This window comes from Streptomyces sp. JHA26 (genome assembly GCF_002005565.1).
Lineage (GTDB): Bacteria > Actinomycetota > Actinomycetes > Streptomycetales > Streptomycetaceae > Streptomyces.
On sequence record NZ_BDJC01000052.1, the window covers coordinates 11,577 to 36,979 of the forward strand.

25 protein-coding genes are annotated in these 25,403 nt (G+C 72.8%); 16 read left to right on the top strand and 9 right to left on the bottom strand.

The features are described 5' to 3' along the window. Positions 1-313: 313 nt before the first annotated feature. From JHAT_RS26170 to JHAT_RS26180, 3 genes are all read left to right on the top strand, one after another. Complete coding sequence (locus tag JHAT_RS26170; RefSeq protein ID WP_077800724.1) at positions 314-1,654, top strand: transcriptional regulator; 1,341 nt, start codon at positions 314-316, stop codon at positions 1,652-1,654. A gap of 117 nt (positions 1,655-1,771) precedes the next feature. After that, positions 1,772-2,317 (top strand): NUDIX hydrolase, encoded by a 546-nt coding sequence (locus JHAT_RS26175; RefSeq protein ID WP_077800725.1) that lies wholly within the window; start codon positions 1,772-1,774, stop codon positions 2,315-2,317. Between the two features lie 394 nt (positions 2,318-2,711). Continuing rightward, the gene (locus tag JHAT_RS26180; protein WP_253195611.1) at positions 2,712-3,977 is read left to right on the top strand and encodes an acyltransferase; all 1,266 of its coding nucleotides are present in this window, start codon (positions 2,712-2,714) and stop codon (positions 3,975-3,977) included. Positions 3,978-4,070: 93 nt separating this feature from the next. Here JHAT_RS26180 and JHAT_RS26185 read toward each other — a convergent pair whose 3' ends face one another. Then, entirely contained in the window at positions 4,071-4,943 is an 873-nt protein-coding gene (locus JHAT_RS26185) for a 3-hydroxybutyryl-CoA dehydrogenase (RefSeq protein WP_077800726.1), read from the bottom strand. Positions 4,944-5,117: 174 nt separating this feature from the next. Between JHAT_RS26185 and JHAT_RS26190 the strand changes: the two genes are divergently transcribed. Beyond that, on the top strand, positions 5,118-6,383 hold the full coding sequence (locus tag JHAT_RS26190; RefSeq protein WP_077800727.1) for a glycoside hydrolase family 10 protein: 1,266 nt from the start codon (positions 5,118-5,120) through the stop codon (positions 6,381-6,383). A gap of 1 nt (position 6,384) precedes the next feature. Here the strand turns inward: JHAT_RS26190 and JHAT_RS26195 are convergent, their stop codons facing one another. Together JHAT_RS26195 and JHAT_RS26200 are read right to left on the bottom strand one after the other, a co-directional pair. Beyond that, a complete protein-coding gene (locus tag JHAT_RS26195) occupies positions 6,385-6,579 on the bottom strand; it encodes a DUF1918 domain-containing protein (RefSeq protein WP_077800728.1) in 195 nt (64 codons plus the stop codon). Between the two features lie 41 nt (positions 6,580-6,620). Further along, positions 6,621-7,547 carry a DMT family transporter gene (locus JHAT_RS26200; RefSeq protein WP_077800729.1) on the bottom strand — a complete coding sequence of 309 codons (927 nt, stop codon included), beginning with the start codon at positions 7,545-7,547 and terminating at the stop codon, positions 6,621-6,623. Here JHAT_RS26200 and JHAT_RS26205 point away from each other — a divergent pair. From JHAT_RS26205 to JHAT_RS26215, 3 genes are all read left to right on the top strand, one after another. Continuing rightward, on the top strand, positions 7,489-9,000 hold the full coding sequence (locus JHAT_RS26205; protein ID WP_375603592.1) for a PLP-dependent aminotransferase family protein: 1,512 nt from the start codon (positions 7,489-7,491) through the stop codon (positions 8,998-9,000). The genes JHAT_RS26200 and JHAT_RS26205 overlap by 59 nt on opposite strands. 40 nt (positions 9,001-9,040) lie before the next feature. Further along, positions 9,041-9,481 carry a GNAT family N-acetyltransferase gene (locus JHAT_RS26210; RefSeq protein ID WP_077800731.1) on the top strand — a complete coding sequence of 147 codons (441 nt, stop codon included), beginning with the start codon at positions 9,041-9,043 and terminating at the stop codon, positions 9,479-9,481. A 73-nt stretch (positions 9,482-9,554) separates the two neighbouring features. Next, complete coding sequence (locus tag JHAT_RS26215; RefSeq protein WP_077800732.1) at positions 9,555-10,133, top strand: histidine phosphatase family protein; 579 nt, start codon at positions 9,555-9,557, stop codon at positions 10,131-10,133. Positions 10,134-10,154: 21 nt separating this feature from the next. On the opposite strand, the gene JHAT_RS26220 is transcribed toward JHAT_RS26215, so the two are convergent. Then, positions 10,155-10,601, bottom strand: a complete 447-nt coding sequence (locus JHAT_RS26220) for a DUF6314 family protein (RefSeq protein ID WP_077800733.1) — start codon at positions 10,599-10,601, stop codon at positions 10,155-10,157. A 135-nt stretch (positions 10,602-10,736) separates the two neighbouring features. Between JHAT_RS26220 and JHAT_RS26225 the strand changes: the two genes are divergently transcribed. From JHAT_RS26225 to JHAT_RS26255, 7 genes are all read left to right on the top strand, one after another. Continuing rightward, positions 10,737-13,211: an alpha-L-arabinofuranosidase C-terminal domain-containing protein gene (locus JHAT_RS26225; RefSeq protein ID WP_077800734.1), complete on the top strand. Its 2,475-nt coding sequence runs from the start codon at positions 10,737-10,739 to the stop codon at positions 13,209-13,211. Between the two features lie 44 nt (positions 13,212-13,255). Continuing rightward, a complete protein-coding gene (locus JHAT_RS26230) occupies positions 13,256-13,564 on the top strand; it encodes a hypothetical protein (protein ID WP_077800735.1) in 309 nt (102 codons plus the stop codon). Positions 13,565-13,656: 92 nt separating this feature from the next. Further along, entirely contained in the window at positions 13,657-14,685 is a 1,029-nt protein-coding gene (argC, locus tag JHAT_RS26235) for an N-acetyl-gamma-glutamyl-phosphate reductase (RefSeq protein WP_077800736.1), read from the top strand. After that, entirely contained in the window at positions 14,682-15,833 is a 1,152-nt protein-coding gene (gene argJ, locus JHAT_RS26240) for a bifunctional glutamate N-acetyltransferase/amino-acid acetyltransferase ArgJ (protein WP_077800737.1), read from the top strand. The genes argC and argJ overlap by 4 nt, the downstream gene beginning before the upstream one ends. Beyond that, a complete protein-coding gene (gene argB, locus JHAT_RS26245; protein ID WP_077800738.1) occupies positions 15,830-16,738 on the top strand; it encodes an acetylglutamate kinase in 909 nt (302 codons plus the stop codon). Before argJ ends, argB begins: the two co-directional genes overlap by 4 nt. Then, entirely contained in the window at positions 16,735-17,940 is a 1,206-nt protein-coding gene (locus JHAT_RS26250; RefSeq protein ID WP_077800739.1) for an acetylornithine transaminase, read from the top strand. The genes argB and JHAT_RS26250 overlap by 4 nt, the downstream gene beginning before the upstream one ends. Positions 17,941-17,947: 7 nt before the next feature. Next, on the top strand, positions 17,948-18,487 hold the full coding sequence (locus JHAT_RS26255) for an arginine repressor (protein ID WP_077800740.1): 540 nt from the start codon (positions 17,948-17,950) through the stop codon (positions 18,485-18,487). A gap of 242 nt (positions 18,488-18,729) precedes the next feature. On the opposite strand, the gene JHAT_RS26260 is transcribed toward JHAT_RS26255, so the two are convergent. The 5 genes from JHAT_RS26260 to JHAT_RS26280 form a co-directional block, all read right to left on the bottom strand. Beyond that, entirely contained in the window at positions 18,730-19,467 is a 738-nt protein-coding gene (locus tag JHAT_RS26260; RefSeq protein WP_077800759.1) for an FAD:protein FMN transferase, read from the bottom strand. 55 nt (positions 19,468-19,522) lie between these two features. Further along, a complete protein-coding gene (locus tag JHAT_RS26265; RefSeq protein WP_171991059.1) occupies positions 19,523-19,993 on the bottom strand; it encodes an FMN-binding protein in 471 nt (156 codons plus the stop codon). A gap of 27 nt (positions 19,994-20,020) precedes the next feature. After that, positions 20,021-21,403, bottom strand: coding sequence for a ferric reductase-like transmembrane domain-containing protein (locus JHAT_RS26270; RefSeq protein ID WP_171991060.1), 1,383 nt, complete (start codon positions 21,401-21,403; stop codon positions 20,021-20,023). A 76-nt stretch (positions 21,404-21,479) separates the two neighbouring features. Beyond that, positions 21,480-22,187, bottom strand: a complete 708-nt coding sequence (locus JHAT_RS26275; protein ID WP_077800741.1) for a L,D-transpeptidase — start codon at positions 22,185-22,187, stop codon at positions 21,480-21,482. A gap of 3 nt (positions 22,188-22,190) precedes the next feature. Beyond that, entirely contained in the window at positions 22,191-22,778 is a 588-nt protein-coding gene (locus JHAT_RS26280; RefSeq protein WP_077800742.1) for a pyridoxamine 5'-phosphate oxidase family protein, read from the bottom strand. A gap of 118 nt (positions 22,779-22,896) precedes the next feature. Between JHAT_RS26280 and argH the strand changes: the two genes are divergently transcribed. Next, complete coding sequence (gene argH / locus JHAT_RS26285; protein ID WP_077800743.1) at positions 22,897-24,324, top strand: argininosuccinate lyase; 1,428 nt, start codon at positions 22,897-22,899, stop codon at positions 24,322-24,324. Between the two features lie 73 nt (positions 24,325-24,397). Beyond that, on the top strand, positions 24,398-25,369 hold the full coding sequence (locus tag JHAT_RS26290) for an aldo/keto reductase (protein WP_077800744.1): 972 nt from the start codon (positions 24,398-24,400) through the stop codon (positions 25,367-25,369). The last annotated feature ends 34 nt before the right edge of the window (positions 25,370-25,403 follow it).

Consider the following 25,403-nt stretch of genomic DNA (forward strand, 5'->3'; position numbering starts at 1 on the left):
GTGACGTCCCTTCAGGGACGCGGGGAACCGCGCGGGCGACCACGACGCACCGCGATCCCCCCGCGCAACCGGCCGAGCCGTCCGCCCCGCCACGGAGTGTCGGGCAGGCGGCCGGGCGGACGGCGTGGAACGGGCCGCCGCACTGTACGAGGGGGAGCCGGCGGCCCGGCCGGCCTCTTTCGAGGCAGTTCAGTCAACCGGTCCGGAATTCTCCGCGACAGCGCGCGCACGGCGCGGATTCGCGTACTCCGTTCACACCCCGTGTGAAGACCGGCACACTACGCTGTCGGCACCGAACCACCCGGGGGGCACCATGCAGCCCAACACTCTGCTCGACGCGATCCTGGACGAGGCGGGGATCTCGCACGCGGGACTGGCCGCCCACGTCAACCGGGCGGGACGGGCGCGCGGGCTCTCGCTGCGGTACGAACACACCGCGGTCGCCCGGTGGCTGAAGGGGCAGCGGCCGCGCGGCCAGGTGCCCGACCTGATCTGCGAGGTCCTCGCCGCCCGGCTGCACCGGCCCGTCACCCTCGACGACATCGGCCTCGGCGTGCCCGGCGGACCGGCCGCCCCGCACGCCGGGTCGCTGTCCGGGTTCGTGGAGCGGGCGACCGCCCTGTGGCGCTCCGACCAGCAGCGGCGCCCGCACCTCCTGGACGCGCCCGCGCTCACCGGCACGCCCGCCGTGATGCCGGTGTGGGAGTGGGAGAACCCGCCCGAGGACGTGGACGTCTCCCGCGGCGGCCGGCACCGGGTCACCGCGGCCGACCTGGAGATGCTGCGCTCGGCCCGCACCCACTACGAGCAGATGTACCGCAAGGCCGGCGGCATCGCGACGCGCGTCCGGATCGTCGGCTTCCTCAACGCGGAGGCCGCCCCGCTGCTGCGCGGCGGCTACACCGACGCCACCGGCCGCCAGCTCCACCGCGCCACCGGCGGCCTGGTCGCGGTCGCCGGCATCTGCGCGTACGACTCCGACGCGCACGGCCTCGCCCAGCGCTACTTCCACCAGGCGCTCCGCCTCGCGAAGGCCAGCGGCGACCGGGGGCTCGGCGCGTACGTCATCGCGCTGCTGGTCAACCAGGCGCTGTTCCTGCGGGAGTACCGCCAGGCCGTCGCCTTCGCCGAGGCGGCCCTGCGCACCGCGGGCCGGCACCTCACCCCGGCGCTCGCCTCCGACCTGTACGCGATGCAGGCCAAGGCGTACGCGCACCTCGGCGACGGCGCGAGCGCCCTGTCCTGCATCCGCCGGGCCGAGCAGGCCGCCGAACGCATCCGGCGCGGACACGAACCCGACGAGACCGGCTATGTCCAGCCCGGCCTGGTCAACGTCCAGGTGGCCGAGGCACTGCTCAGCCTCGGCGACCTCGCGGCGGCCGGTGAGCACGCCGCCCAGGCCGTCGACAACCCGGCGCACGACCGGGGCCGCGTGCACCGGCTCGCCATGCTCAGCACCGTCGAACTGCGCCGGGGCGACGCCGACAAGGCGGTCGCCACCGCCGTACAGATGGCCGAACAGGCCTGTGGAATGGAGTCCCAGCGCCTGCGCGACAGACTTCGCGCGGTGCGCGAGCACCTGGTGCGCAGCGGTTGCGCCGGCACGGCCGAGGCCGCCGAACTCATCGACGGGGCACTGCGCGTACCGCTCTAGCCCACCCGTTCCGCCAGGCGCCGCGCCCGCCACTGCGCCGTGAGCGGCCGCCGTGCGCCTGCTGCCGGGCCGCTCCGGCTGCGATATTGCCACCTACTCAGGAAAGGTGGCAGAACCGTGCAGTGGACGAAACAGAACGAACAAAACGTGTATGCAAATCGCTGGTTCAGCGTCAATCTCGCCGACGTCGAACTACCGAACGGCCGGCATCTCGATCACTTCCTCATACGGATGCGTCCCGTTGCCGTCGCCACGATCGTCAACGAGGCGAACGAGGTCCTCCTGCTGTGGCGGCACCGGTTCATCACCGACAGCTGGGGCTGGGAACTCGCGGCCGGCGTCGTCGAGGACGGCGAGGACGTCGCGGTGGCGGCGGCCAGGGAACTGGAGGAGGAGACCGGCTGGCGGCCGGGACCGCTGCGCCACCTCATGAGCGTGGAGCCGTCCAACGGGCTCACCGACGCCCGGCACCACGTCTACTGGGCCGACGAGGGCGAGTACGGCGGACACCCCGTGGACGACTACGAGTCGGACCGCCGGGAATGGGTGCCCCTCAAGCTCGTCCCCGACCTGGTCGCCCGCGGAGAGGTCCCGGCCGCCAACATGGCGGCCGCGTTACTCCTGCTGCACCACCTGCGGCTCGGACAGGACGCCATGCCGTGATCCCCGACGCGGACGTGTGAGGAAACCGCCCGGCGATCACTGTTCCGTCGTCGCGTCATCCGGGCTAGAGTGTGCTGCCCGCTCGAACAGGGGTCCCGGCCCAGCGCCGCGCGCGGTGAAGACCCCATGCCCCAGGCGGTGTCGGCCACCCCCGGCCGACGGCCCGGGACCGGGTGAGAGTATGCAGGGGAGCAGCCCGGCCCGTGAGCGATCGGCGACTCCCCTCATGAGGTGTGCCGTGACGCCGTCACCGACGCCACCAGGGGCGACCAGTCCGAAGGCGTCCCCGTCTCGTGGTCCCGCACGGTCCGGTAGCCGACACCCGCGGTCGAGGTAGTCGACCGCGGCACCGCGGGTTGTTATTTTGCCGTGCGACACCGTCCTGGAGAACTGAGTGCGAATAAGGAAATCCGCCGAGCAGAAGGCGGCCGGTGCTCGCCGGGCCCCTCGTGACCCCCAGGGGCGCGGCGGTCGGATCTTCGTCCTGGACGGGCTGAGGCTCTGCGCGGCGCTGATGGTCGTCCTCTACCACTACGTCGCCTTCGGCGTGGGCTGGGAGGGCTCACAGGCCCGGCTCTTCCCGGTGATCTTCCGGCCGTCCGCCTACGGATGGCTCGGCGTCGAACTGTTCTTCATGATCAGTGGCTTCGTCATCTGCATGAGCTCGTGGGGACGGAGCATCTCCCACTTCTTCACCTCACGGGTGATCCGGCTCTTCCCCGCCTACTGGCTCGGGATCATCGTGACCACCGCCGTGGTCTTCCTCATGCCCGGCGGCATCGCGCCGCTGCCGTGGCGCGACGTGCTGGTCAACATGACCATGCTGCAGCGGCCCATGGGCATCAAGGACGTGGAGGGGGTCTACTGGACCCTCTGGGCGGAACTGCGTTTCTACCTGCTCTTCGCCCTCGTGGTGTGGCGCGGCGTCACCTACCGGCGCGTGGTCGTCTTCTGCTGCGTCTGGGCGACCGCCGCCGTGGTGGCGACCCGGAGCGAGGCCAGCCCGTTCAGCGACCTGATGATGGCGCAGGACTGCTGGTACTTCATCGCGGGCCTGGCCTTCTACCTGATGTACCGCTTCGGGCAGAACCTGCTGCTGTGGGGCATGGTCGCCTTCTGCTTCGCCATGGGCAACTACACCGCGATGCCGACGTGGCGCAGGACCCTCGAGCACGTCGGGCACAACATCCCCAGCTGGGGCGTGCCGATCGTGCTCACGGTGTTCTTCGTGCTGATGGCGGGCGTGGCCCTGAACTGGTTCCGCCGGATCACCTGGCGCTGGCTGCCCACCGCCGGCGCGCTCACCTACCCGCTGTACCTCCTCCACGAGTCCATCGGCTGGGAAGTGTTCCGCCGCTTCCAGTACGACGTCGACCACTGGGTCCTGCTCGGTGCGACGACGGCGGCCATGCTCCTGCTCTCGTACCTGGTGCACAAGTGGGTGGAGAAGCCGGTCTCCAAGCGGCTCAAGGTCGCCCTGGTCGCCGCCTTCGCCCAGATCCGGGCGGAGGGGGAGGAGAAACCCCGGCAGACGTCCGCCCAGGGCGGTCCGGTGCCGCCGGAGCCCGGCCCCGCGGACCCCGGACCGTTCGTCCCGGCCGCCGATGTCACCGGGCTCCAGGTCACGGCGGCCCACTACGGCCCGGCCGACCGCCGGTGACCTGAGACACGGACGCCCGGGGCGAAGCACCGCCCCGTACGACGAAGTGGCCCCGCCCTGAGAGGGCGGGGCCACTTCGTCGTACGCGCGGCGTCAGCCGTAGGTGTAGAACCCCGAGCCGGTCTTGCGGCCGAGCCGGCCCGCGTCGACCATGCGCTGGAGCAGCGGGGGAGCGGCGTACAGCGGCTCCTTGTACTCCTCGTACATCGAGTGGGCGACCGAGGCGACGGTGTCCAGGCCGATCAGGTCCGACAGCTTCAGCGGACCCATCGGGTGGGCGCAGCCCATCTCCATGCCGTTGTCGATGTCCTCGCGGCTGGCGATGCCCGACTCGAACATCCGGATCGCGGACAGCAGGTACGGGATCAGCAGCGCGTTGACCACGAAGCCGGAACGGTCCTGGGCGCGGATGGAGTGCTTGCCCAGCACCTTCTCCGTGAAGAGCTGCGCCCGGCTGAGCGTGCCCTCGGAGGTGGTGAGGGCCGGGATCAGCTCCACGAGCTGCTGCACCGGGGCCGGGTTGAAGAAGTGGATGCCGACGACGTGGTCCGGCCGCGAGGTGGCGACCGCCAGCTTCACCAGCGGGATCGAGGAGGTGTTGGAGGCCAGGATCGCGTCCGGCCGGGTCACGACCTGGTCGAGCACCTGGAAGATCTCGGTCTTGACCTGCTCGTTCTCGACGACGGCCTCGATGACCAGGTCACGGTCGGCGAACTCGCCCAGGTCGGTGGTGAAGCTCAGGCGCGCCTGGGTCGTCTCGAGCTCCTCCTCGGTGATCTTGCCACGCTCGGCGGCCTTGGCGAGGGAGTTGAACAGCCGGGTCCGGCCGATCTCCAGGGCCTCGCCGGTGGTCTCGGCGACCTTCACTTCCAGGCCGGAGCGGGCGCACACCTCGGCGATGCCCGCCCCCATCTGACCGCAGCCCACCACGCCGACGCGTGCGATATCTCCCGAGATGCCGGTCACATCGTCCCTTTCGCTGACTCCACGGCTGAGGCAGGCCCACCGGGGTCCCCGGTGCCTGCTCCGATCGTGCACGTTACCCCCGAAGTGCCGCGGATCCCTCGCCCGGGTCGTGCATGCTGGGGTCCCGTACACGATCCGTGACGGGGTGGATCCGCAGCGTTCCGGAGGTCTTCCATGGGCCGTGTCTCGCGTCGGGCCTTCACGGTGGCCGCGTTGTCGGCGCTCACCCTGGCGCCCACGCCCGCGCCCGCCGCGCCGGAGGTGCCCGCGCCACCGGCGCCACCGGGGCGGCCCGGGCGTGTCCACCGCGCCGTCACGGAGATGCGGGGCATGTGGCTGGCCACGGTGAACAACCGCGACTGGCCCAGCCGGGCCGGCCTGCGGGCGTCCGAACAGCGCGCCGAACTCGTCGGGCACCTCGACACGGCCGTCCGCCACGGACTGAACACGGTGATCTTCCAGGTGCGGCCCACGGCCGACGCGCTGTGGCCGTCGTCGTACGAGCCGTGGTCGCAGTACCTGTCCGGCAGCCAGGGCAGGGACCCGGGCTGGGACCCGCTGGGCACGGCCGTGCGGGAGGCCCACGCCCGCGGGCTGGAGCTGCACGCCTGGTTCAACCCGTACCGGGTCGCCCTGCACGACGACCCGTCCCGCCTCGTGCCCGCGCACCCGGCCCGCCGGAACCCCCACTGGGTGGTGCCGTACGGCGGCAAGCTCTACTACGACCCGGGCCTGCCCGAGGTCCGCGCCTTCGTCCAGGACGCGATGATCGACGCGGTGGAGAAGTACGCCGTGGACGGTGTCCACTTCGACGACTACTTCTACCCGTACCCGGTGGCGGGCCGGACCTTCGACGACACGGGGACGTACCACACCCACGGCGCCGGCTTCTCCACCAGGGCCGACTGGCGGCGGGACAACATCGACCGGCTGGTGCGCGAGACGGCGGCCCGCGTCAGGAAGGCCCGGCCCACCGCGCGCTTCGGCGTCAGTCCCTTCGGGGTGTGGCGCAACGCGGCCACCGACGAGCGCGGCTCGCGGACGACCGCGGGCGTCCAGACGTACGACGACCTGTACGCGGACACCCGCACCTGGGTGCGCGAGGGCTGGATCGACTACATCGTCCCGCAGCTGTACTGGAACATCGGCCTGCCCGCCGCCGACTACGCGAAGCTGCTGCCGTGGTGGGCGGAGGTGGCCCGGGGCAGCCGGACGCAGCTGTACGTGGGCGAGGCGCTGTACAAGGCCGGTGATCCGGCACAGCCCGCCGCGTGGCAGGACCGCGAGGAGCTCTCCCGGCACCTCGCGCTGGCCGCGGACCACCCGGAGGTGCGCGGGCACGTCTTCTTCGCCGCGAAGGACGTGGCGGACGACCGGATCGGCGCGATGGCGCGGGTGGCCGCCGACCACTACCGGCAGCCCGCGGACACCCCGCGCTGAGCTACATCCTCATCTCCTTGTGCCGGATCTCGGTGTCGGGGCCGGGCGAGCACACTCCCTCGTGCCCGTCCTCGAACCGGACCCGGTACGGCGGAGTGCCTTCCTTGCCCATCACTTCGACGATCTCGCCGACCTTGTCGTGCTCACCGACCACCCGGCCGTGCTGCACCAGCTGGTCGCCCTTCATCGCGTGCATCTGTGAGGCCTCCTCACGCGTGTGCCGCACGTGTCTGCCGCTCAGCCCCGTGATCGCTGCGTGACCGCGATGCACACCAGCACGGCGGCCGCCGTCAGCGGGGCGGCCACCGTCAGGTGTTCGCCCAGGAGAAGTACCGACCACACCAGTGTGAGCAGCGGCTGGGCCAGCTGCAACTGGCTGGCCTTCGGTACACCGATGGCCGCCATGCCCCGGTACCAGACGACCAGGCCGAGGAACTGCGAGCCCGCCGCCACCCACAGCAGCCCGGCCACGCCGTGTGCCGTCAGGCGCACGGGTTCGTGCGCGAGGGCCAGCGCGGTGGCGGGCACGGTGAGCGGCAGGCACAGCACCAGCGCCCAGCCGATGACCTGCCAGCCCGGCATCACCCGGGCCAGCCGGCCGCCCTCGGTGTAGCCGGCCGCGCACACCAGCAGCGCGCCGAAGAGGTAGGCGTCGGCCGTGGTCAGGGCGCCACCGCTCTGCTGCACGGTGAACGCCACCACGGCCGCCGCGCCCGCCAGCGCCGCGACCCAGAAGGTGCGCGAGGGGCGGGTGCCGATGCGCAGCGCGGACAGCAGCGCGGTGGTCAGCGGCAGGAGGCCGACCACGACGGCCGCGTGCGCGGTGGTCGAGGTCTGCAGCGCGAGCGTGGTCAGCAGGGGGAAGCCGAGGACCACTCCCGCGGCGACCACGGCGAGGCCGAGCCAGTGCCGCCGCCCGGGCAGCGGCACGCGCAGGGCGAGCAGACAGCCCCCGGCGATCAGCGCGGCGAGGAGGCTGCGCACGGCGACCAGCGACCAGGGGCCGAAGCCCTCCAGCCCCCAGGCGGTGGCGGGGAAGGTGAGCGAGAACGCGACGACGCCGAGCGCCGCCATCAGGGTGCCGGAGGACGTGTTGCCGGGCGCCGTGACAGGACTGTCGACCGCTATCCTCGACGGGGCGGTAGCGCTACTCTGTACTCTCATGCAAGAGCGTAGCAGCGTCGCAGAACTGGCGGAAAACCTGCGAAGAGAGCTCGACCGCTACTCACCTGGTGGAAAGCTCCCGTCCAGTCGTGCCCTCGTCGACCGCTTCCGGGTGAGCCCGGTGACCGTCTCCCGCGCCCTGGCGCAACTGGCCGCCGAGGGCCTGGTGGTGACCCGGCCCGGCGCGGGGGCCTTCCGGGCGCCCGCGCGGCCCGGTGCCGCCCCGGCCGGGGACACCTCCTGGCAGGAGGTCGCACTCAGCGCCGAGAGCGCCGCCGACCTCGTACCGCGCTCGGTGGACGCCTCCGGCGTCCTGGTCTCGCTGGCCGCGCCGCCGCCCGGCGTCGTCGAGTTCAACGGCGGCTACCTGCACCCCTCGCTCCAGCCGGAGCGGGCCATGGCGGCGGCGCTGTCCCGGGCCGGCCGCCGCCCCGGCGCGTGGGGCCGGCCGCCGATGGAGGGACTGCCGGAGCTGCGGGAGTGGTTCGCGCGCAGCATCGGCGGCGCGATCACGGCCGCCGAGGTGCTCATCACCTCGGGCGGACAGTCGGCGCTCACCACCGCCCTGCGCGCCCTCGCGCCGCCCGGCGCGCCCGTCCTCGTGGAGTCGCCGACGTACCCCGGCATGCTGGCCATCGCGCGGGCCGCCGGCCTGCGTCCGGTGCCGGTCCCCGTCGACGCGGACGGCGTGCGGCCGGCCCTGCTCGCCGACGCCTTCCGGGCGACCGGCGCCCGCGTCCTCGTCTGCCAGCCCCTCTTCCAGAACCCGACCGGCGCCGTGCTCGCCCCCGAGCGGCGCGGTGAGGTGCTGCGCATCGCCCGTGAGGCCGGCGCCTTCGTCGTCGAGGACGACTTCGTGCGGCGGCTCGTGCACGAGGACGCGGGCCCCCTGCCGCGTCCGCTGGCCGCCGACGACCCGGACGGCGTCGTCGTGCACGTCTGCTCGCTGACCAAGGCGACCTCGCCGAGCTTCCGGGTGAGCGCCCTGGCCGCGCGCGGCCCCGTGCTGGAGCGGCTGCGGGCCATCCAGGTCGTCGACACCTTCTTCGTGCCCCGCCCCCTCCAGGAGGCGGCGCTCGAACTCGTCGGCTCGCCCGCCTGGCCCCGTCACCTGCGCACCGTCGCCGCCGAGTTGAAGGTCCGCCGCGACGCGATGACGTCCGCGCTGCGCCTGCACCTGCCCGAGTTCGCCCTGGCCCACGTCCCGTCCGGCGGCTACCACCTGTGGCCGCGCCTGCCCGACGGCACGGCCGAGGCGTCGCTGACCGCGGCCGCCCTGCGCGCGGGCGTCGCGATCACACCGGGCCGCCCCTACTTCAGCGCCGAACCCCCGGCCGCCCACCTGCGGCTGAGCTTCGCCGCGGTGGCCGGGACGGGTGAGATCGCGGAAGGGGTGCGGAGACTGAGCACGGCCTGGACCGAGGTGCGCGAGCAGGCCGGGGCGCGCGGATAACCGGTCGACGCCGTCCGCCCGCGGCTGCGACCATCCCGGCATGACCGACACGCCGCGCCTGCCCGAGGGCTACGAGATCTCCACCGACCCGGACCGGATCGACGTCGGACGCGTGCACCGGTGGCTGTCCACCGACGCGTACTGGGCGCTCGGCCGGACCCGCGAGAAGCAGGACCGGGCCATCGCCGACTCGCTCAACTTCGGTGTGTACGAGGCGATGACGGGAGAGCAGGTGGCGTACGCCCGCGTCGTCACCGACCGGGCGACCTTCGCCTGGCTGTGCGACGTGTACGTCGACCCTCCGGTGCGCGGCAAGGCCCTCGGCACCGCCCTGGTCGCCGCCGTGCGCGAGCACCTGAGGCCGTACGGGCTGCGCCGCATCCTGCTGGCCACGCACGACGCGCACGGCGTCTACGAGAAGCTCGGCTTCACCGCACTGGACCGCCCCGACCAGTGGATGATCCTCGCCCTCGACGGGTGAGCCGTGGCGCACCCCGGGTATCCCGCCGGTAACACCTCTTGACCGGCGTACTTCCGAGGCCCACCATCACCGCATGGCGCTTCGGGTCACGTTCGTCGCGACTGCGCGCAGCTCACCCCTGCTCGCGGAGCGCTTCGGGGACGACCGGCCGCTGGACCAGGCCGGCTGGGACGAGGTGCTGCGCGCCGCGCCGGGCCTGCTGCCGCTCGCGGCGGCCGAACTGCGCTACTGCTCGCCCACGCCCCGCAGCCGCGCCACCGGTGACGCCCTCGGCTACGCCCCGCTGGCCCAACTCGCGCTGCGGGAGTGCGACATGGGCCGCTGGGGCGGGCTGACGCTCGGTGAGGCGATGGCCCGGGAGCCGGCGGCGGTGGACGCCTGGCTCGCCGACCCGCGCTCCGCCCCGCACGGCGGGGAGCCGCTGCTCGCCCTCATCGCCCGCGTCGGCGGCTGGCTCGACACCCGGCCCGCGGAGGACGGCGACCGCGTCGTCGCGGTGGCCGAGCCCTCCGTGATCCGGGCGGCGCTGGTGTACGCGCTGAAGGTGCCGCCCGCGACGTACTGGAACCTCGACGTGCGCCCGCTGTCGACGACCACGCTCACGGGCCGCGCCGGCCGCTGGAACCTCCGCTTCGACGCGGCGGCGGCCTGAGGCCCCCGCGGGGGGCAGACCCTAGCCCTCGCGCGCGTACTCGGTGGTCAGCAGCAGGTCCTTGGCCGGGCCGCCCACGCGCCACACCGTCCGCCAGTGGTCCCGGTCCCGGACGGTGAACTCGCCGCGGTAGAGGTCGGCCGCGCAGGGGTGGTCGGCCACGTGACGGCCCGACGTCAGGTCCAGGTCGTGGAAGGGCCGGCCGTCCGCGAAGCGCACGCGGACCGTGCCCGGCGCGCCGTCGTCCCGCTCGTAGCGCAGGGTCCGTTCGGCGGGACGGGACACGCCCCGCCAGGTGAAGGCGCCCGACTCGTGGCTGCGCAGCACGCCGTCCCCGCGCGTCTCGAACACGGTCGTCCCCTCGAAACGGCCGGCGTCACCGCTCGCGAGGTCCCGCACCGACCGCTCCGTGCGCCACCGCCCCGCCAGGTACGCCAGTACGTCCGGTACCGGCCAGAACTCGCCCATCCCGTGCCGCTCTCCGTCCCACGCGTCGCTGCGCGACCCATTGACGCGCATCAGCCACCTCCCTATGTTGCCGTTCGAAGTGCTGACCATCGTCCGATATTTCGAACATCCCCTCACGAGAGCCGCGGAGTATCCATGTCACGCACCCGCCTGAGACTCGGTCTCGGCGCCACCGCCCTCCTGACCGCCACGGCCCTGCTGCCGTCCCCCGCCCACGCCGAAGCCGTCGCCGACTACACGATCACCGTCGACCCGGCCGCCACCGGCGCCGCGATCGGCGACACGATGTACGGCGTCTTCTACGAGGACATCAACCGCGCCGCCGACGGAGGCCTGTACGCCGAGCTGGTCCAGAACCGCTCCTTCGAGTACTCCACCGCCGACAACGGCTCGTACACGCCGCTCACCGCCTGGACGGTCGACGGCGCGGCCGAGGCGGTGGACGACGACGGCAGGCTGAACGAGCGCAACCGCACCTACCTCTCCCTGGCCGCAGGTTCCTCGGTCACCAACGCCGGCTACAACACGGGCATCCGCGTCGAGAAGGGCAAGAGGTACGACTTCTCGGTGTGGGCCCGCGCCGAGAGCGGCACCACCCTCACCGTCTCCCTCCGGGACAGCGCGGGCACGCTCGCGCGGGTGCGGCAGGTGGCCGCCCGGGGCGCGTGGCGCAAGTACACCGCCTCCTTCACCGCGACCCGCACCAGCAACCGCGGCCGCCTCGCCGTCGCCACCACCGCACCCGCCGCCCTCGACATGGTGTCCCTCTTCCCCCGCGACACCTACAAGGGGCAGCCCAACGGCCTGCGCAAGGACCTCGCCGAGAAGATCGAGGCCCTGCACCCGGGCTTCCTGCGCTTCCCCGGCGGCTGCCTGGTCAACACCGGCTCCATGGAGGACTACAGCGCCGCCTCCGGCTGGCAGCGCAAGCGCTCCTACCAGTGGAAGGACACCATCGGCCCGGTCGAGGAGCGCGCCACCAACGCCAACTTCTGGGGCTACAACCAGAGCTACGGCCTCGGCTACTACGAGTACTTCCGCTTCGCCGAGGACATCGGCGCCATGCCGCTGCCCGTCGTGCCCGCCCTGGTCACCGGCTGCGGCCAGAACAGGGCCGTCGACGACGAGGCGCTGCTGCGGCGGCACATCCAGGACACGCTGGACCTCATCGAGTTCGCCAACGGGCCCGTGACCTCCACCTGGGGCAGGAAGCGCGCCGAGATGGGCCACCCCAAGCCCTTCCACCTCACCCACCTCGAGGTCGGCAACGAGGAGAACCTCCCGAAGGAGTTCTTCGCCCGCTTCGAGAAGTTCCGCGCCGCCATCGAGGCGAAGCACCCCGACGTCACCGTCGTCTCCAACTCCGGCCCCGACGACTCCGGCACCGTCTTCGACACCGCCTGGCAGCTCAACCGCGACGCCGGCGTCGACATGGTCGACGAGCACTACTACAACAGCCCCGAGTGGTTCCTGCAGAACAACGACCGCTACGACTCGTACGACAGGAAGGGGCCGAAGGTCTTCCTCGGCGAGTACGCCTCCCAGGGCAACGCCTGGAAGAACGCCCTGGCCGAGGCCGCGTTCATGACCGGCCTGGAGCGCAACGCCGACGTCGTCGAGCTCGCCTCCTACGCCCCGCTGCTCGCCAACGAGGACTACGTGCAGTGGAACCCGGACCTGATCTGGTTCAACAACCACGCGTCCTGGGGCTCGGCCAACTACGAGGTCCAGAAGCTGTTCATGAACAACACCGGCGACCGCGTCGTCCCCTCCACGGCCACCGGAACCCCGGCCGTCAGCGGACCCATCACCGGTGCCGTCGGCCTGTCGACCTGGGCGACCAGTGCGGCCTACGACGACGTGAAGGTCACCTCCGCCGACGGCGCGACCCTGCTGTCCGACGACTTCTCCGGCGACGCCTCGCAGTGGACGCACAGCGGCGCCGGGAACTGGACCCTCCAGGACGGCCAGTACCTCCAGACCGACGCCGCCGCCGAGAACACCCTGGTCACGGCGGGTGACCCGGCCTGGCAGAACTACGACCTGCACGTGAAGGCCACCAAGAAGTCCGGCAAGGAGGGCTTCCTCGTCGCCTTCGGCGTCAAGGACACCGGCACCTACTACTGGTGGAACCTGGGCGGCTGGAACAACACCCGTTCCGCCGTCGAGAAGGCCTCGGGCGGCGGCAAGTCGACGCTCCTGTCGAAGGCCGGGTCGATCGAGACGGGCCGCGCCTACGACATCGACGTCAAGGTGCGGGGACGCCAGGTCACGCTCTACCTCGACGGCGAGGAGTGGGGAAGCTTCACCGACGACAAGCCGGCCGAGCCGTTCCGTCAGGTCGTCACGGAGGACGCGCGGACCGGCGAGCTGATCGTGAAGGTCGTCAACGCCCAGGACACGGCGGCCCGCACGGCCGTCGACCTCGGCGGCGCCGAGGTCGCCTCCAAGGCACGGGTCACCACCCTGGCGGCCGACCAGGACGCGGTGAACACCGAGACGGACGCACCGGTGACCCCGGTGACGTCGACCTTCTCGGGAGTGGCGGGGAAGTTCACGTACACCTTCCCGGCGAACTCGGTGACGTTCCTGCGGATCAGGCAGCGGTGACCCACCGGCCCGCCGGAAGACCGGCGGGCTAGGCTCCCGTACTCATGAGCGTCGTGAGGGTCTGGAAGGGGGTGCGGCGGGCCGACAGGTCCGTCGCACCCTTCGTCGTGGCGGGCGACGTCCTGGTGGGCGGCGTGCTCCTGTGGCTGGCGATCGGCGCGATCGGGAACCCCGCCACCCGCGAGGAGGAGAACGCCGCGCAGGACCTGGCGCTGCGGATCTTCGGCTGCTGGCTGCTGGGCGGGGCGGCGCTGTTCGCCGTGCTCGGCATGGCCCGCTCCCTGCTCGGACACCTCGCCGCCCTGCTCCTCACCCCCCTCGTGATCACCGCCGCCCTGATGGCCCTGGCCTGATCCCCGCCACCGGCCGCGGGATCGTTCCGGACCTACATTGCATAAACCTGCATGGAAACGTATAGTCATGCCATCCAGGAGGAGGGTTTTCCATGGCGGTACGTGCGGCGGTGGCCGGAGCGAGCGGGTACGCGGGCGGTGAGCTGCTGCGTCTGCTCCTCACGCACCCCGAGGTCGAGATCGGCGCCCTGACCGGCAACTCCAACGCCGGACAGAGGCTCGGCGCGCTGCAGCCGCACCTGCTGCCGCTGGCCGACCGCGTCCTGGAGGCGACGACGCCCGAGGCGCTCGCCGGGCACGACGTCGTGTTCCTCGCGCTGCCGCACGGACAGTCCGCCGCCGTCGCCGAGCAGCTCGGGCCGGACGTGCTGGTCGTGGACATGGGCGCCGACTTCCGGCTGGAGGACGCCGCCGACTGGGAGAGGTTCTACGGCTCCCCGCACGCCGGCACCTGGCCCTACGGCCTTCCCGAACTGCCGGGTCGCCGCGCCGCGCTGGAGGGGTCCAAGCGCATCGCGGTGCCCGGTTGCTACCCGACCGCCGTGTCGCTGGCGCTCTTCCCGGCCTACGCCGCCGGCCTCGCCGAGCCCGAGGCCGTGATCGTCGCCGCCTCCGGCACCTCCGGCGCGGGCAAGGCCGCCAAGCCCCACCTGCTGGGCAGCGAGGTCATGGGCTCCATGTCGCCCTACGGCGTCGGCGGCGGCCACCGGCACACCCCCGAGATGATGCAGAACCTCGCCGCGGTCGCCGGCGAGCCGGTCTCCGTCTCCTTCACGCCCACCCTCGCGCCGATGCCCCGCGGCATCCTCGCCACGTGCAGCGCCAGGGCGAAGCCCGGCGTCACCGCCGCATCCGTCCGCGCGGCCTACGAGAAGGCCTTCGCCGACGAGCCCTTCGTGCACCTGCTCCCCGAGGGGCGGTGGCCCGCGACCGCCTCCGTGTACGGCTCCAACGCCGTCCAGGTGCAGGTCGCCCACGACGCCGCCGCGGGCCGCGTCATCGCCATCAGCGCCATCGACAACCTGGCCAAGGGCACCGCGGGCGGTGCCGTCCAGAGCATGAACATCGCCCTGGGTCTCGACGAGACCACCGGACTGACGACGATCGGAGTTGCGCCGTGAGTGTGACGGCAGCAAAGGGATTCACGGCGGCGGGCATCGCCGCCGGGATCAAGGAGAACGGCAACCCCGACCTGGCCCTCGTGGTCAACACCGGTCCCCGGCGCTCGGCCGCGGGCGTCTTCACCTCCAACCGCGTCAAGGCCGCGCCGGTCCTGTGGTCCGAGCAGGTCCTCAGGAGCGGCGAGCTGACCGCCGTCGTCCTCAACTCCGGCGGCGCCAACGCCTGCACCGGCCCCAAAGGCTTCCAGGACACCCACGCCACCGCCGAGAAGGCCGCGGAGGTGCTCGGGACCGGCGCCGGAGAGGTCGCCGTGTGCTCCACCGGGCTCATCGGCGTCCTGCTCCCCATGGACAAGCTCCTCCCCGGCGTCGAGACCGCCGCCGGTCAGCTGTCCGAGCACGGCGGCGAGAAGGCCGCCATCGCCATCAAGACCACCGACACCGTGCACAAGACGTCCGTGGTGACCAAGGACGGCTGGACCGTCGGCGGCATGGCCAAGGGCGCCGGCATGCTCGCCCCCGGCCTCGCCACCATGCTCGTCGTCCTCACCACCGACGCCGACCTGGACGCCGACGTGCTGGACCGCGCCCTGCGCGCCGCCACCCGCGTCACCTTCGACCGCGTCGACTCCGACGGCTGCATGTCCACCAACGACACCGTGCTGCTGCTCGCCTCCGGCGCCTCGGGCCTCACCCCCGAGTACGCCGAGTTCGCCGAGGCCGTCCGCACCGTCTGCGACGACCTCGGCCAGCAGCTCATCCGGGACGCCGAGGGCGCCAGCAAGGACATCAAGGTCGAGGTCGTGAACGCCGCGACCGAGGACGACGCCGTCCAGGTGGGCCGCACCATCGCCCGCAACAACCTCCTCAAGTGCGCCATCCACGGCGAGGACCCCAACTGGGGCCGCGTCCTGTCCGCCATCGGCACCACGTCCGCCGCCTTCGAGCCCGACCGGCTGAACGTCGCCATCAACGGCGTCTGGGTCTGCAAGAACGGCGGCGTCGGCGAGGACCGCGAGCTGGTCGACATGCGCTACCGCGAGGTCCACATCGTGGCGGACCTCGCGGCGGGCGACGCCACGGCCACCATCTGGACCAACGACCTCACCGCCGACTACGTCCACGAGAACAGCGCGTACTCGTCATGAGCAACGGACCCACGCGGAAGCACACCGCGCTCCCCAAAGCCCAGATCCTCATCGAGGCGCTGCCCTGGCTGACCCGGCACCACGGCAAGACCGTCGTCATCAAGTTCGGCGGCAACGCCATGGTCGACGAGGACCTCAAGGCCGCGTTCGCCCAGGACGTCGTCTTCCTGCACCACGCCGGCCTGAGGCCCGTCGTCGTGCACGGCGGCGGCCCCCAGATCAGTCGGGCGCTCGACAAAGCCGGCATCGTCAGCGAGTTCAAGGCCGGCCTGCGCGTCACCACCGAGGACGCCATGGACGTCGTACGGATGGTGCTGGCCGGGCAGGTGCAGCGCGAACTGGTCGGGCTGCTCAACCGGCACGGCCCGCTCGCCGTCGGCCTCACCGGCGAGGACGCGCACACCATCACCGCCACCAAGCACCAGCCCGAGATCGACGGCGAGCCGGTCGACATCGGACGGGTCGGTGAGATCACCGAGATCGACACCGGCGCCATCGAGGCGCTGCTCGCCGACGGCCGCATCCCGGTCGTCTCGTCGGTCGCCCGTTCCCAGGACGATCACCATGTCTACAACGTCAATGCTGATACGGCGGCTGCGGCACTCGCTGCGGCGCTCGGCGCCGAGACTCTCATGGTCCTCACCGACGTCGAGGGCCTCTACGAGGACTGGCCGAACTCCGACGAGGTGATCAGCCGCCTCACCGCGTCCCAGCTCGAGAAACTGCTGCCGGAGCTGTCCAGCGGCATGGTGCCGAAGATGGAGGGCTGCCTGCACGCCGTACGCAACGGCGTCACCACCGCCCGCGTCATCGACGGCCGGGTCCAGCACTCGATCCTGCTGGAGATCTTCACCGACGAGGGCATCGGCACCATGGTCGTGCCGGACGAACAGGGGGAGTCGTGAGCAACGAGGAACTGACCGCGCGGTGGCAGGGCGCGCTCATGAACAACTACGGCACGCCCCGCCTGCCCCTGGTGCGCGGCGAGGGCTCCCGGCTCTGGGACGCCGACGGCAACGCGTACCTCGACTTCGTCGGCGGCATCGCGGTCAACGCCCTGGGCCACGCCCACCCGGCGGTCGTCGACGCGGTGAGCCGGCAGATCGCCTCCCTCGGCCACGTCTCCAACCTGTTCGTCGCCGAGCCGCCCGTCGCGCTCGCCGAACGGCTGCTCCAGCACTTCGGCCGCGACGGCAGGGTGTTCTTCTGCAACTCCGGCGCCGAGGCCAACGAGGGCGCCTTCAAGATCGGCCGGCTCACCGGACGGCCGCACATGGTCGCGACCGAGGGCGGCTTCCACGGCCGCACCATGGGCGCCCTGGCGCTGACCGGGCAGCCCGGCAAGCAGGAGCCGTTCCTGCCGCTGCCCGGCGACGTCACGCACGTCCCCTACGGCGACGCCCAGGCCCTGGCCGCCGCGGTCACCGAGGACACCGCCCTCGTGGTCATCGAGCCGATCCAGGGCGAGAACGGGGTCGTCGTCCCGCCGCCCGGTTACCTGAAGGCGGCGCGGGCCATCACCGCGGCCACCGGTGCCCTGCTGGTGCTGGACGAGGTGCAGACCGGCGTCGGCCGGACCGGCCGCTGGTTCGAGTACCAGGCCCACGAGGGCGTCCTGCCGGACGTCGTCACGCTCGCCAAGGGCCTCGGCGGCGGACTGCCGCTGGGCGCGACCGTCGCCTTCGGGCGCGCCGCCGACCTGCTCCGGCCCGGCCAGCACGGCACGACCTTCGGCGGCAACCCCGTCGCCTGCGCCGCCGGCCTCGCCGTCCTCGACACCATCGCGGACGAGGGGCTGCTGGACAACGTCAAGCGGCAGAGCGAGGCGCTGCGCGGCGGGATCGAGGGCCTGGGCCATCCGTTGGTCGCCCACGTCCGGGGTGCCGGACTGCTCCTGGGTATCGTGCTCACCGAGCCGCTCGCACCCCGGGTGCAGCAGGCGGCTCAGGAGGCCGGGATCCTCGTGAACGCGCCCGCACCCGATGTCGTACGGCTCATGCCCGCGCTGAACCTCGGCGACGACGTGGTGGAGGCGTTCCTCGGGGCGCTGCCCGGCATCCTTGACCAGGCCCACGAGGCCCACGGGGACGGACGATCCGGAGAATGAGACGACGATGAGCCAGGCGCAGGAGCACGAGCAGACCAACGGGCCTGCCGTACCGCAGACCCGCACCGCACGCCACCGCCGGATCGTGGACATCCTCAACCGGCAGGCGGTGCGCTCGCAGAGCCAGCTGGCGAAGCTGCTCGCCGACGACGGGCTGACCGTCACGCAGGCGACGCTCTCCCGGGACCTGGACGAGCTGAACGCGGTGAAGATCCGCAACAACGACGGCGACCTCATCTACGCGGTGCCCAGCGAGGGCGGTTTCCGCACCCCGCGGGCGCCGCTCGGGGAGTCGGCGAAGGAGGAGCGGATGCGGCGGCTCTCCTCGGAGCTGCTGATCTCCGCGGAGGCGTCCGCGAACCTCGTGGTCCTGCGCACCCCGCCGGGGGCGGCGCAGTTCCTCGCCTCGGCGATCGACCAGGCGGAGCTGCACGACATCCTGGGGACGATCGCGGGTGACGACACGCTGCTGCTGATCAGCAGGGAGCCGACGGGCGGGCAGGCCCTGGCGGACCACCTGCTGCGGTTGGCGCAGAACGGCCACTGAGGGGGGCGGCCGCGGTGATCCGCCGGGTGCGGACCGCCCGTGGCCGCTCGCGCAGTTCCCCGCGCCCCTGGGGCGTTGCAGTCGGCCGGTCGCAGCGCCGTCCCCGCCCGCCCACCCGTACTGCCGTAGCTGCGTGCAGTCGTGCCTCCCTCAGTGCCTGAACGGCCCGGGAGGCACCCCGCGAGCGCGGGCGGTCAAGCGCCGGTACCTGGGCCAGGACGCCGAGCACCCGCCGGCTCCGCTCACCCCAGCCACCCCGCCAACCCCCCGGTGCACCGCACCTCGCCCCCCGCGGTCATCAGCAGCCCCTCCACCCCCTCCAGCGACTCCAGCCACCGCACCCCCTCCCGCGACCCCATCGCGAACGCCGCCGTCGCCCAGCAGTCCGCCCACGTCAGCCGCGGCCCCACCACCGTCACCGCCACCAGGTCCGTCACCGCGGACCTCCCCGTGCGCGGATCGACGATGTGCGTGCCCCGTTCCGCCGTACCGGACGTCGCGACGGCCAGCTCCTTCGCCCCGGAGGCGGAGACGACCGCCGCGAGACCGCCCGGCCGCAGCGGATCCGCCACCCCCACCCGCCACGGCCTGCGCGTCCCCGGCGTCCCGAGCACCTGCACGTCACCACCCCCGTTGACGCTGACGCCGCTCGCCCCCGCGTCCGCGACCAGCCGGGCCGCACGCTCCACCGCCCACCCCTTGACGATCCCGGTGGGGTCGAGCCGCCCGCGGTACGACGGACTGAACCAGCCGTCGCTCACCCGCTCCGCCTCGGCCGCCAGCTCCAGCACCTCCGCCACCTCGGGGGCGCACTGCGCGAGGGACAGCTCGCCGCGCGCCAGCCGGGAGACCTGGCTGTCCTCCCGATAGGTGCTGAACACCTCGTCCACCCGGCGCAGCCCGGCGGCCGCCTCGTCCAGCACCGCCCCCACGACGGCCGGATCCCCGCCGCGGGCGTCGAAGGAGAAGACGGTCCCCATCGTCTCCACCACCCGACGCGCCGCGGCGGGAGCCTGTGCGGGCTCGGCCCCGGTGTCAGCCACCGGCCCGGTCCAGCGCCGACTGCAGCGACTTCTTGTACCCGTCGCTGGTGTAGGTCGCTCCGGAGACCGCGTCGATGTCGGCGTCGCCGGCCGTGATCGCCGCCCGGTTGAGCTTGGGCACGGCGTCGGCGGTGACCCGGTCGCTCTGCCCGCCCGCGGGCGCCCGGACGGCCTCGGCCGCGGTGATCCTGCCGCCGCTGACGGTGACCCGGACCTGTACGGGGCCGTACCGGGTGTCGGCCACGTCGCCGGTGACCGTACCGGCGCCGGCGCCGGCGCCCGCGCCCGTTCCCGCGCCCCGCCCGCCCTGCGGCGCCTCGGCGGCCACGGGCGGTGCGGTGCCGCCCGCCGCCGCGGCGGCACCCGGGTCGGACGCCGGCTTCAGCGACAGCAGCAGCACGATCCCGGACACGGTCGCGGCGCCGGCCAGCACGGCGCGCCGGACGGGGTGGTTCTTCCTCATCTCCGTTGAGCTCCTGACGTCCGTCGCTCACATCGCGAACGACTCGTGGTGGATACGGCGGGCGGGGACTCCCGCGCCGCGCAGTGCCTCGTACACGGACTGCGCGAAGCCGGGCGGCCCGCACAGGAAGACGTCGTGGCGGTCGACGTCCGGGATCTTGCGGCTCAGGGTCTCCGCGGAGATGTCCGGGCGTTCCCCGTCCGGGCTGTTGACGGCGTACATCAGCCGGGCCCCGCGCTCGTCGGCGATCCGGGCGAGCTCGTCCCACAGCGCGAGGTCCCGGGTGCTGTTGGCCCGGTACAGCAGCGTGATGTCACCGGACGCGCCGGGCAGCGTCTCGAACAGCGCCCGCATGGGCGTGATCCCGACCCCGCCGGCGACCAGCAGCACCTTGCCGCGGCTGCGGCGCTGGGCGGTCAGCGCGCCGTACGGGCCCTCCGCCCACACCCGGGTGCCGGGGGTCAGCTCGCGCAGCCGGGCGCTGTGGTCGCCGATCGCCTTCACGGTGATCCTCAGCATGTCCGGACGCGGCGCGGCCGACAGCGAGTACGGGTGGGAGCTGAACCGCATGCCCGGCGCCAGGAACCGCCAGCGGAAGAACTGCCCGGCCTCCGCGCCCATCCGGTGCAGCCGGCGCCCGCCGATCAGCACCGACACGACCCCCGGGGTCTCCTCGATCACCGCCTCGACGCGCAGCCGGTGCCGCAGGTTCAGCCGGAGCGGGGTCAGGATCCGGTACCAGAGCACGAGCGCGGTCACCGTCCCGTACAACGCGTACCAGACGGTCCCGGCGACCGGCTCGACGGCGAAGTCGTTGCCGGTGGTCAGCTGGTGCCAGAAGGTCAGGAACACCGCCGCGTAGGTGAGCAGGTGCACGTGGTACCAGACGTCGTACGGGATCCGGCGGCGCACCGGGCCGGCCGAGAGCAGCCCGACGAGCACGAACAGCGCGGTGCCGACGGCCGCCTTGCCCATGTCCGGCAGCTGGGCGACCGAGTCGGCCGTCTGCCGGACGATGCCGCCGAGGCCCCGGCCGGACCGCGCCGCGTACCCCCACATGATCAGGACGACGTGCGCGAGGACCAGGCAGAGCGTGTAGCGGCCGGTCATGGCGTGCCAGCGGGCCACCCGGTCGGAGCCCACCCGCCGCTCCAGCGCGGGCACCCGGGCCATCTGGAGCACCACGAGGGCCGTCAGGTACCCGGCGAGCAGCCCGGTGATCCGGCCCGCGTTGAGGATCCTCCCGGTGTCGTCGGAGATGGCGGGCGTGTTGCGCCACCACAGCCACAACACGCCCGCCGCGCCCGCCCACACGGCGAGCAGCAGGGGGACGGCCGGGGAGCGGCGCGGGCGGATGCGCCGCATCGTCTGGCGGCGGGCGGCACGGCCGCCGGCGAGTGTGGTGGTCACGGTTCCTCCGTGGGGACTCGGCCCTTGGCCCACAGATACGCACCGCACCGCCCGGACGTTCAGCCCCCGCGGGTCCTCAGTAGCGGGTCACCGCGGTCGCCCCGCCCGAGGTGCCGATCGCGATGTGCGGCCGGGCCCCCGGGTCGGCCCACCGCAGGATCCGGCGCATCGCGTCCGCCGGCACCGACACGCAGCCGGCCGTCGCCCCGTCCCCGTCCACGTGCAGGAAGATGCCCGCGCCGCGCCCGCGCACCGGGCGTTCGTAGTTGAAGCCGACGACCATGGCGTGCGCGTACTGCGTGCCGTACGCGATCAGGTGCTCGGACTCGGCGGCGGCGCAGTCGGCCGGGCGGGGTTCGGTCCAGCGGTTGTAGGCGCGGGAGGCGTTGTCCTGGCACCACCAGGAGTCCTCGCGCACCGGCCGGTAGGGGTACGCCGTCCCGCGCGGCGCGGCCCGGACGCCGAAGGCGTACGGCAGGTCGTACAGGCCGGTCGGGGTGGTGTTCGTGCCCTGGGTGCGCGTCTCCCCGTCCGCCAGTCCCTTCGCCCCGAAACGGGCGGGTGCCGAACCCGTCCTCACCCATCGGCCGCCCCTGCGGTCCCACCAGGTGACGATGCCCGTGGTCGAGCCGGTGTCCGGGGCGACCGCGGTGATCAGCTGGTCGCCGCCGCCGGTGTCCGCCATCCGGGCCGGCAGCGGCCGGGGCGCGGGCGCGGAGGCGGGCGCGGCGCCCAGGGCGAGGGCGGACAGGGCGGTCAGGGCGGCAACGGCACCGGGGCGCATGGCTCAGACCGTAGACGGGGGCAGCGGCAACGGCAGCCCGGGAAGGCCGTCGATGCTCGTCGCGATGTGCTCCTTCTTGGTGAAGTACGCGCTGAGCGAGGCGTCGTCCTCCCGCGCGAACCGCTTGCCGTGCAGATCCCGGTCGTCCTCGTACGCCATGAAGGGGACGCCGTAGCCGCAGGTGTCGCGGACGAGTTCGGCGGTCACGACGATGATCGCGCGCAGTCCGTGCCGGCCGGTGTCGATGCCGGGGAAGCGGGCCAGCAGCTCCGGGAAGCGCGGGTCGTCGCGGAAGACCGGCTCCCCGCGGCCGTGCACCCGCACGATGTTCGGCGGCCCCTGGAAGGCGCACCACATGAGGGTGATCCGCCCGTTCTCCCGCAGGTGGGCGATGGTCTCGGCGTTGGAGCCCGCGAAGTCGAGGTAGGCCACGGTGTGTTCGTCGAGCACGGCGAAGGATCCCGTGAGTCCCTTGGGGGAGAGGTTGACCGTCCCGTCGCCGCTCAGCGGCGCGGTGGCGGTGAAGAAGAGGGGCTGCGCCTCGATGAAGGCGCGGAGCCGGCCGTCTATGCGTTCATAAGTCTTTCCCATGTCTAACGATTATGGGTCGCGGGGTCCTGCGCGTCCCGAGGACCCGCAAGATTGACGAATCATGCATACTTCTGCATACTCATGCAAGCCAGTGATTGCACGGTGAGGAGCGACACGAGTGAGCAGCAACAACGGTGACGTACGGCTCTGGGGCGGCCGTTTCGCCGACGGTCCCGCCGAGGCCCTGGCGAAACTGTCCGCGTCCGTCCACTTCGACTGGCGGCTCGCCCCCTACGACATCGCCGGTTCGCGCGCCCACGCGCGCGTGCTGCACAAGGCCGGGCTGCTCACCGAGGACGAGCTGACCCGCATGATCGCCGGGCTCGACCGGCTCGAGGCCGACGTGGCCTCCGGCGCGTTCGTGGGCACCATCGCGGACGAGGACGTGCACACGGCCCTGGAGCGCGGCCTGCTGGAGCGCCTGGGCCCCGACCTCGGCGGCAAGCTGCGCGCCGGGCGGTCCCGCAACGACCAGGTCGCCACCCTCTTCCGGATGTACCTGCGCGACCACGCCCGCGTCGTCGGCGGCCTGATCGCCGACCTCCAGGACGCCCTGATCGGCCTCGCCGAGGCCCACCCGGACGTGGCGATGCCCGGCCGCACCCATCTCCAGCACGCCCAGCCGGTGCTCTTCGCCCACCACGTCCTCGCCCACGTCCAGGCGCTGTCCCGGGACGCGGAGCGGCTGCGCCAGTGGGACGAGCGGACGGCCGTGTCGCCCTACGGCTCGGGAGCGCTCGCGGGCAGCAGCCTCGGCCTCGACCCGGAGGCGGTCGCCCGCGACCTCGGCTTCGAGCGCGGCAGCGCCGGCAACTCCATCGACGGCACCGCCTCCCGGGACTTCGTCGCCGAGTTCGCCTTCATCACCGCGATGATCGGCGTGAACGTCTCCCGCATCGCCGAGGAGATCATCATCTGGAACACGAAGGAGTTCTCCTTCGTGACCCTGCACGACGCCTTCTCCACCGGCTCGTCGATCATGCCGCAGAAGAAGAACCCGGACATCGCCGAGCTGGCCCGCGGCAAGTCCGGCCGCCTCATCGGCAACCTGACCGGCCTGATGGCCACCCTCAAGGCCCTCCCGCTCGCGTACAACCGCGACCTCCAGGAGGACAAGGAACCGGTCTTCGACTCCATCGACCAGCTGGAGGTCCTGCTGCCGGCCTTCACCGGCATGATGGCCACCCTCACCGTGCACCGCGAGCGCATGGAGGAGCTGGCCCCGGCCGGGTTCTCGCTCGCCACCGACATCGCCGAGTGGCTGGTCAGGCAGGGTGTGCCGTTCCGGGTCGCGCACGAGGTGGCCGGCGAGTGCGTGAAGGTCGCCGAGGCCGAGGGCAAGGAGCTGGACGAGCTGACGGACGAACAGTTCGCGAAGATCTCCGCGCACCTGACCCCCGAGGTCCGTTCGGTGCTCGACGTCCCCGGCGCCCTCGCCTCCCGCAGCGGACGCGGCGGCACGGCGCCCGACGCGGTCGCCGTGCAGCTCGCCGAGGTGAAGGCGGACGTGGCCGGCCAGCACGCGTGGGCGAACGCCAAGAAGTAGCACCCGGTGTGCCCGAGGGGCATCGCGGTTACGTTGGTCGGCAGCACCAAGAGCCGACCGAACGGAGCCCGCGATGCCCTTCGCCCGTCTCGCGACCGCGACGACGCCCACCTGCCACATGGGCCTGGGTCTCGCCGCCGTGGGCCGCCCCGGTTACATCAACCTCGGCAGGGAGCACGACCTCGGAGAGGACCGCAGCGTCGAGGCGATGCGCCGGCGCACCCACGACCTCCTCGACGCCGCCTACGCGCAGGGAGTGCGCTACTTCGACGCGGCCCGCTCCTACGGACGGTCGGAGGAGTTCCTCGCCGCCTGGCTGCGGGAACGCCCCGACGTGGACGACGTCGTCGTCGGCAGCAAGTGGGGGTACACCTACACCGCCGACTGGTCCGCCGACGCCGAGCAGCACGAGGTCAAGGACCACGGCGTCGCCACGTACGAGCGCCAGCGGGCCGAGACCGACGCCCTCCTCGGCGACCGGCTCGACCTCTACCAGATCCACTCCCTCACCCCCGACAGCCCGGCCCTCACCGACAAGGAACTCCACGCCGCGCTCGCCGAGGCCGCCGCGCGGGGCGTCACCGTCGGCTTCTCCACCAGCGGCCCCGCCCAGGCCGACGCCGTCCGCGCCGCACTCGCCGTGACCGTCGACGGCGAGCCCCTCTTCCGCACCGTTCAGGCGACGTACAACGTGCTGGAGACCTCCGTCGGGCCCGCGCTGGCCGAGGCGCACGACGCGGGGCTCACGGTGATCGTCAAGGAGGGCATGGCCAACGGGCGCCTCGCCGAACCGCACGCGCCGGACGTCCTGCGGGCCGTGGCCGAGGAGACGACCCTGGGCTGCGACGCGGTCGCCCTCGCGCTGATCCTGCGGCAGCCCTGGGCCGGCGTGGTCCTCTCCGGCGCGGCGACCGTGGCCCAGCTCGGCTCGAACCTGCACGCCGCCGTCGTCGACCTCGACGACGACCAGGTGGCGCGCCTCGCCACCCTCGCCGAGGACCCGCGCGCCTACTGGGAGCGGCGCGGGCAGCTGCCCTGGCACTGAGCGGACCCCGGCCCGTGTGACCGCCCCGGCGGCC

What these genes read in the sequence shown, in the direction of transcription:
- argC (WP_077800736.1), top strand. Translation starts at nt 13,657, where the DNA reads ATGGCGGTACGTGCGGCGGTGGCCGGAGCGAGCGGGTACGCGGGCGGT.
- argB (WP_077800738.1), top strand. Translation starts at nt 15,830, where the DNA reads ATGAGCAACGGACCCACGCGGAAGCACACCGCGCTCCCCAAAGCCCAG.
- JHAT_RS26260 (WP_077800759.1), bottom strand. Translation starts at nt 19,467, where the DNA reads ATGGGGACCGTCTTCTCCTTCGACGCCCGCGGCGGGGATCCGGCCGTC.
- JHAT_RS26215 (WP_077800732.1), top strand. Translation starts at nt 9,555, where the DNA reads ATGGCGCTTCGGGTCACGTTCGTCGCGACTGCGCGCAGCTCACCCCTG.
- JHAT_RS26290 (WP_077800744.1), top strand. Translation starts at nt 24,398, where the DNA reads ATGCCCTTCGCCCGTCTCGCGACCGCGACGACGCCCACCTGCCACATG.
- JHAT_RS26280 (WP_077800742.1), bottom strand. Translation starts at nt 22,778, where the DNA reads ATGGGAAAGACTTATGAACGCATAGACGGCCGGCTCCGCGCCTTCATC.
- JHAT_RS26230 (WP_077800735.1), top strand. Translation starts at nt 13,256, where the DNA reads ATGAGCGTCGTGAGGGTCTGGAAGGGGGTGCGGCGGGCCGACAGGTCC.
- JHAT_RS26220 (WP_077800733.1), bottom strand. Translation starts at nt 10,601, where the DNA reads ATGGGCGAGTTCTGGCCGGTACCGGACGTACTGGCGTACCTGGCGGGG.
- JHAT_RS26190 (WP_077800727.1), top strand. Translation starts at nt 5,118, where the DNA reads ATGGGCCGTGTCTCGCGTCGGGCCTTCACGGTGGCCGCGTTGTCGGCG.
- JHAT_RS26195 (WP_077800728.1), bottom strand. Translation starts at nt 6,579, where the DNA reads ATGCACGCGATGAAGGGCGACCAGCTGGTGCAGCACGGCCGGGTGGTC.
- JHAT_RS26225 (WP_077800734.1), top strand. Translation starts at nt 10,737, where the DNA reads ATGTCACGCACCCGCCTGAGACTCGGTCTCGGCGCCACCGCCCTCCTG.
- JHAT_RS26275 (WP_077800741.1), bottom strand. Translation starts at nt 22,187, where the DNA reads ATGCGCCCCGGTGCCGTTGCCGCCCTGACCGCCCTGTCCGCCCTCGCC.
- JHAT_RS26255 (WP_077800740.1), top strand. Translation starts at nt 17,948, where the DNA reads ATGAGCCAGGCGCAGGAGCACGAGCAGACCAACGGGCCTGCCGTACCG.
- JHAT_RS26200 (WP_077800729.1), bottom strand. Translation starts at nt 7,547, where the DNA reads ATGAGAGTACAGAGTAGCGCTACCGCCCCGTCGAGGATAGCGGTCGAC.
- JHAT_RS26170 (WP_077800724.1), top strand. Translation starts at nt 314, where the DNA reads ATGCAGCCCAACACTCTGCTCGACGCGATCCTGGACGAGGCGGGGATC.
- JHAT_RS26210 (WP_077800731.1), top strand. Translation starts at nt 9,041, where the DNA reads ATGACCGACACGCCGCGCCTGCCCGAGGGCTACGAGATCTCCACCGAC.
- JHAT_RS26265 (WP_171991059.1), bottom strand. Translation starts at nt 19,993, where the DNA reads ATGAGGAAGAACCACCCCGTCCGGCGCGCCGTGCTGGCCGGCGCCGCG.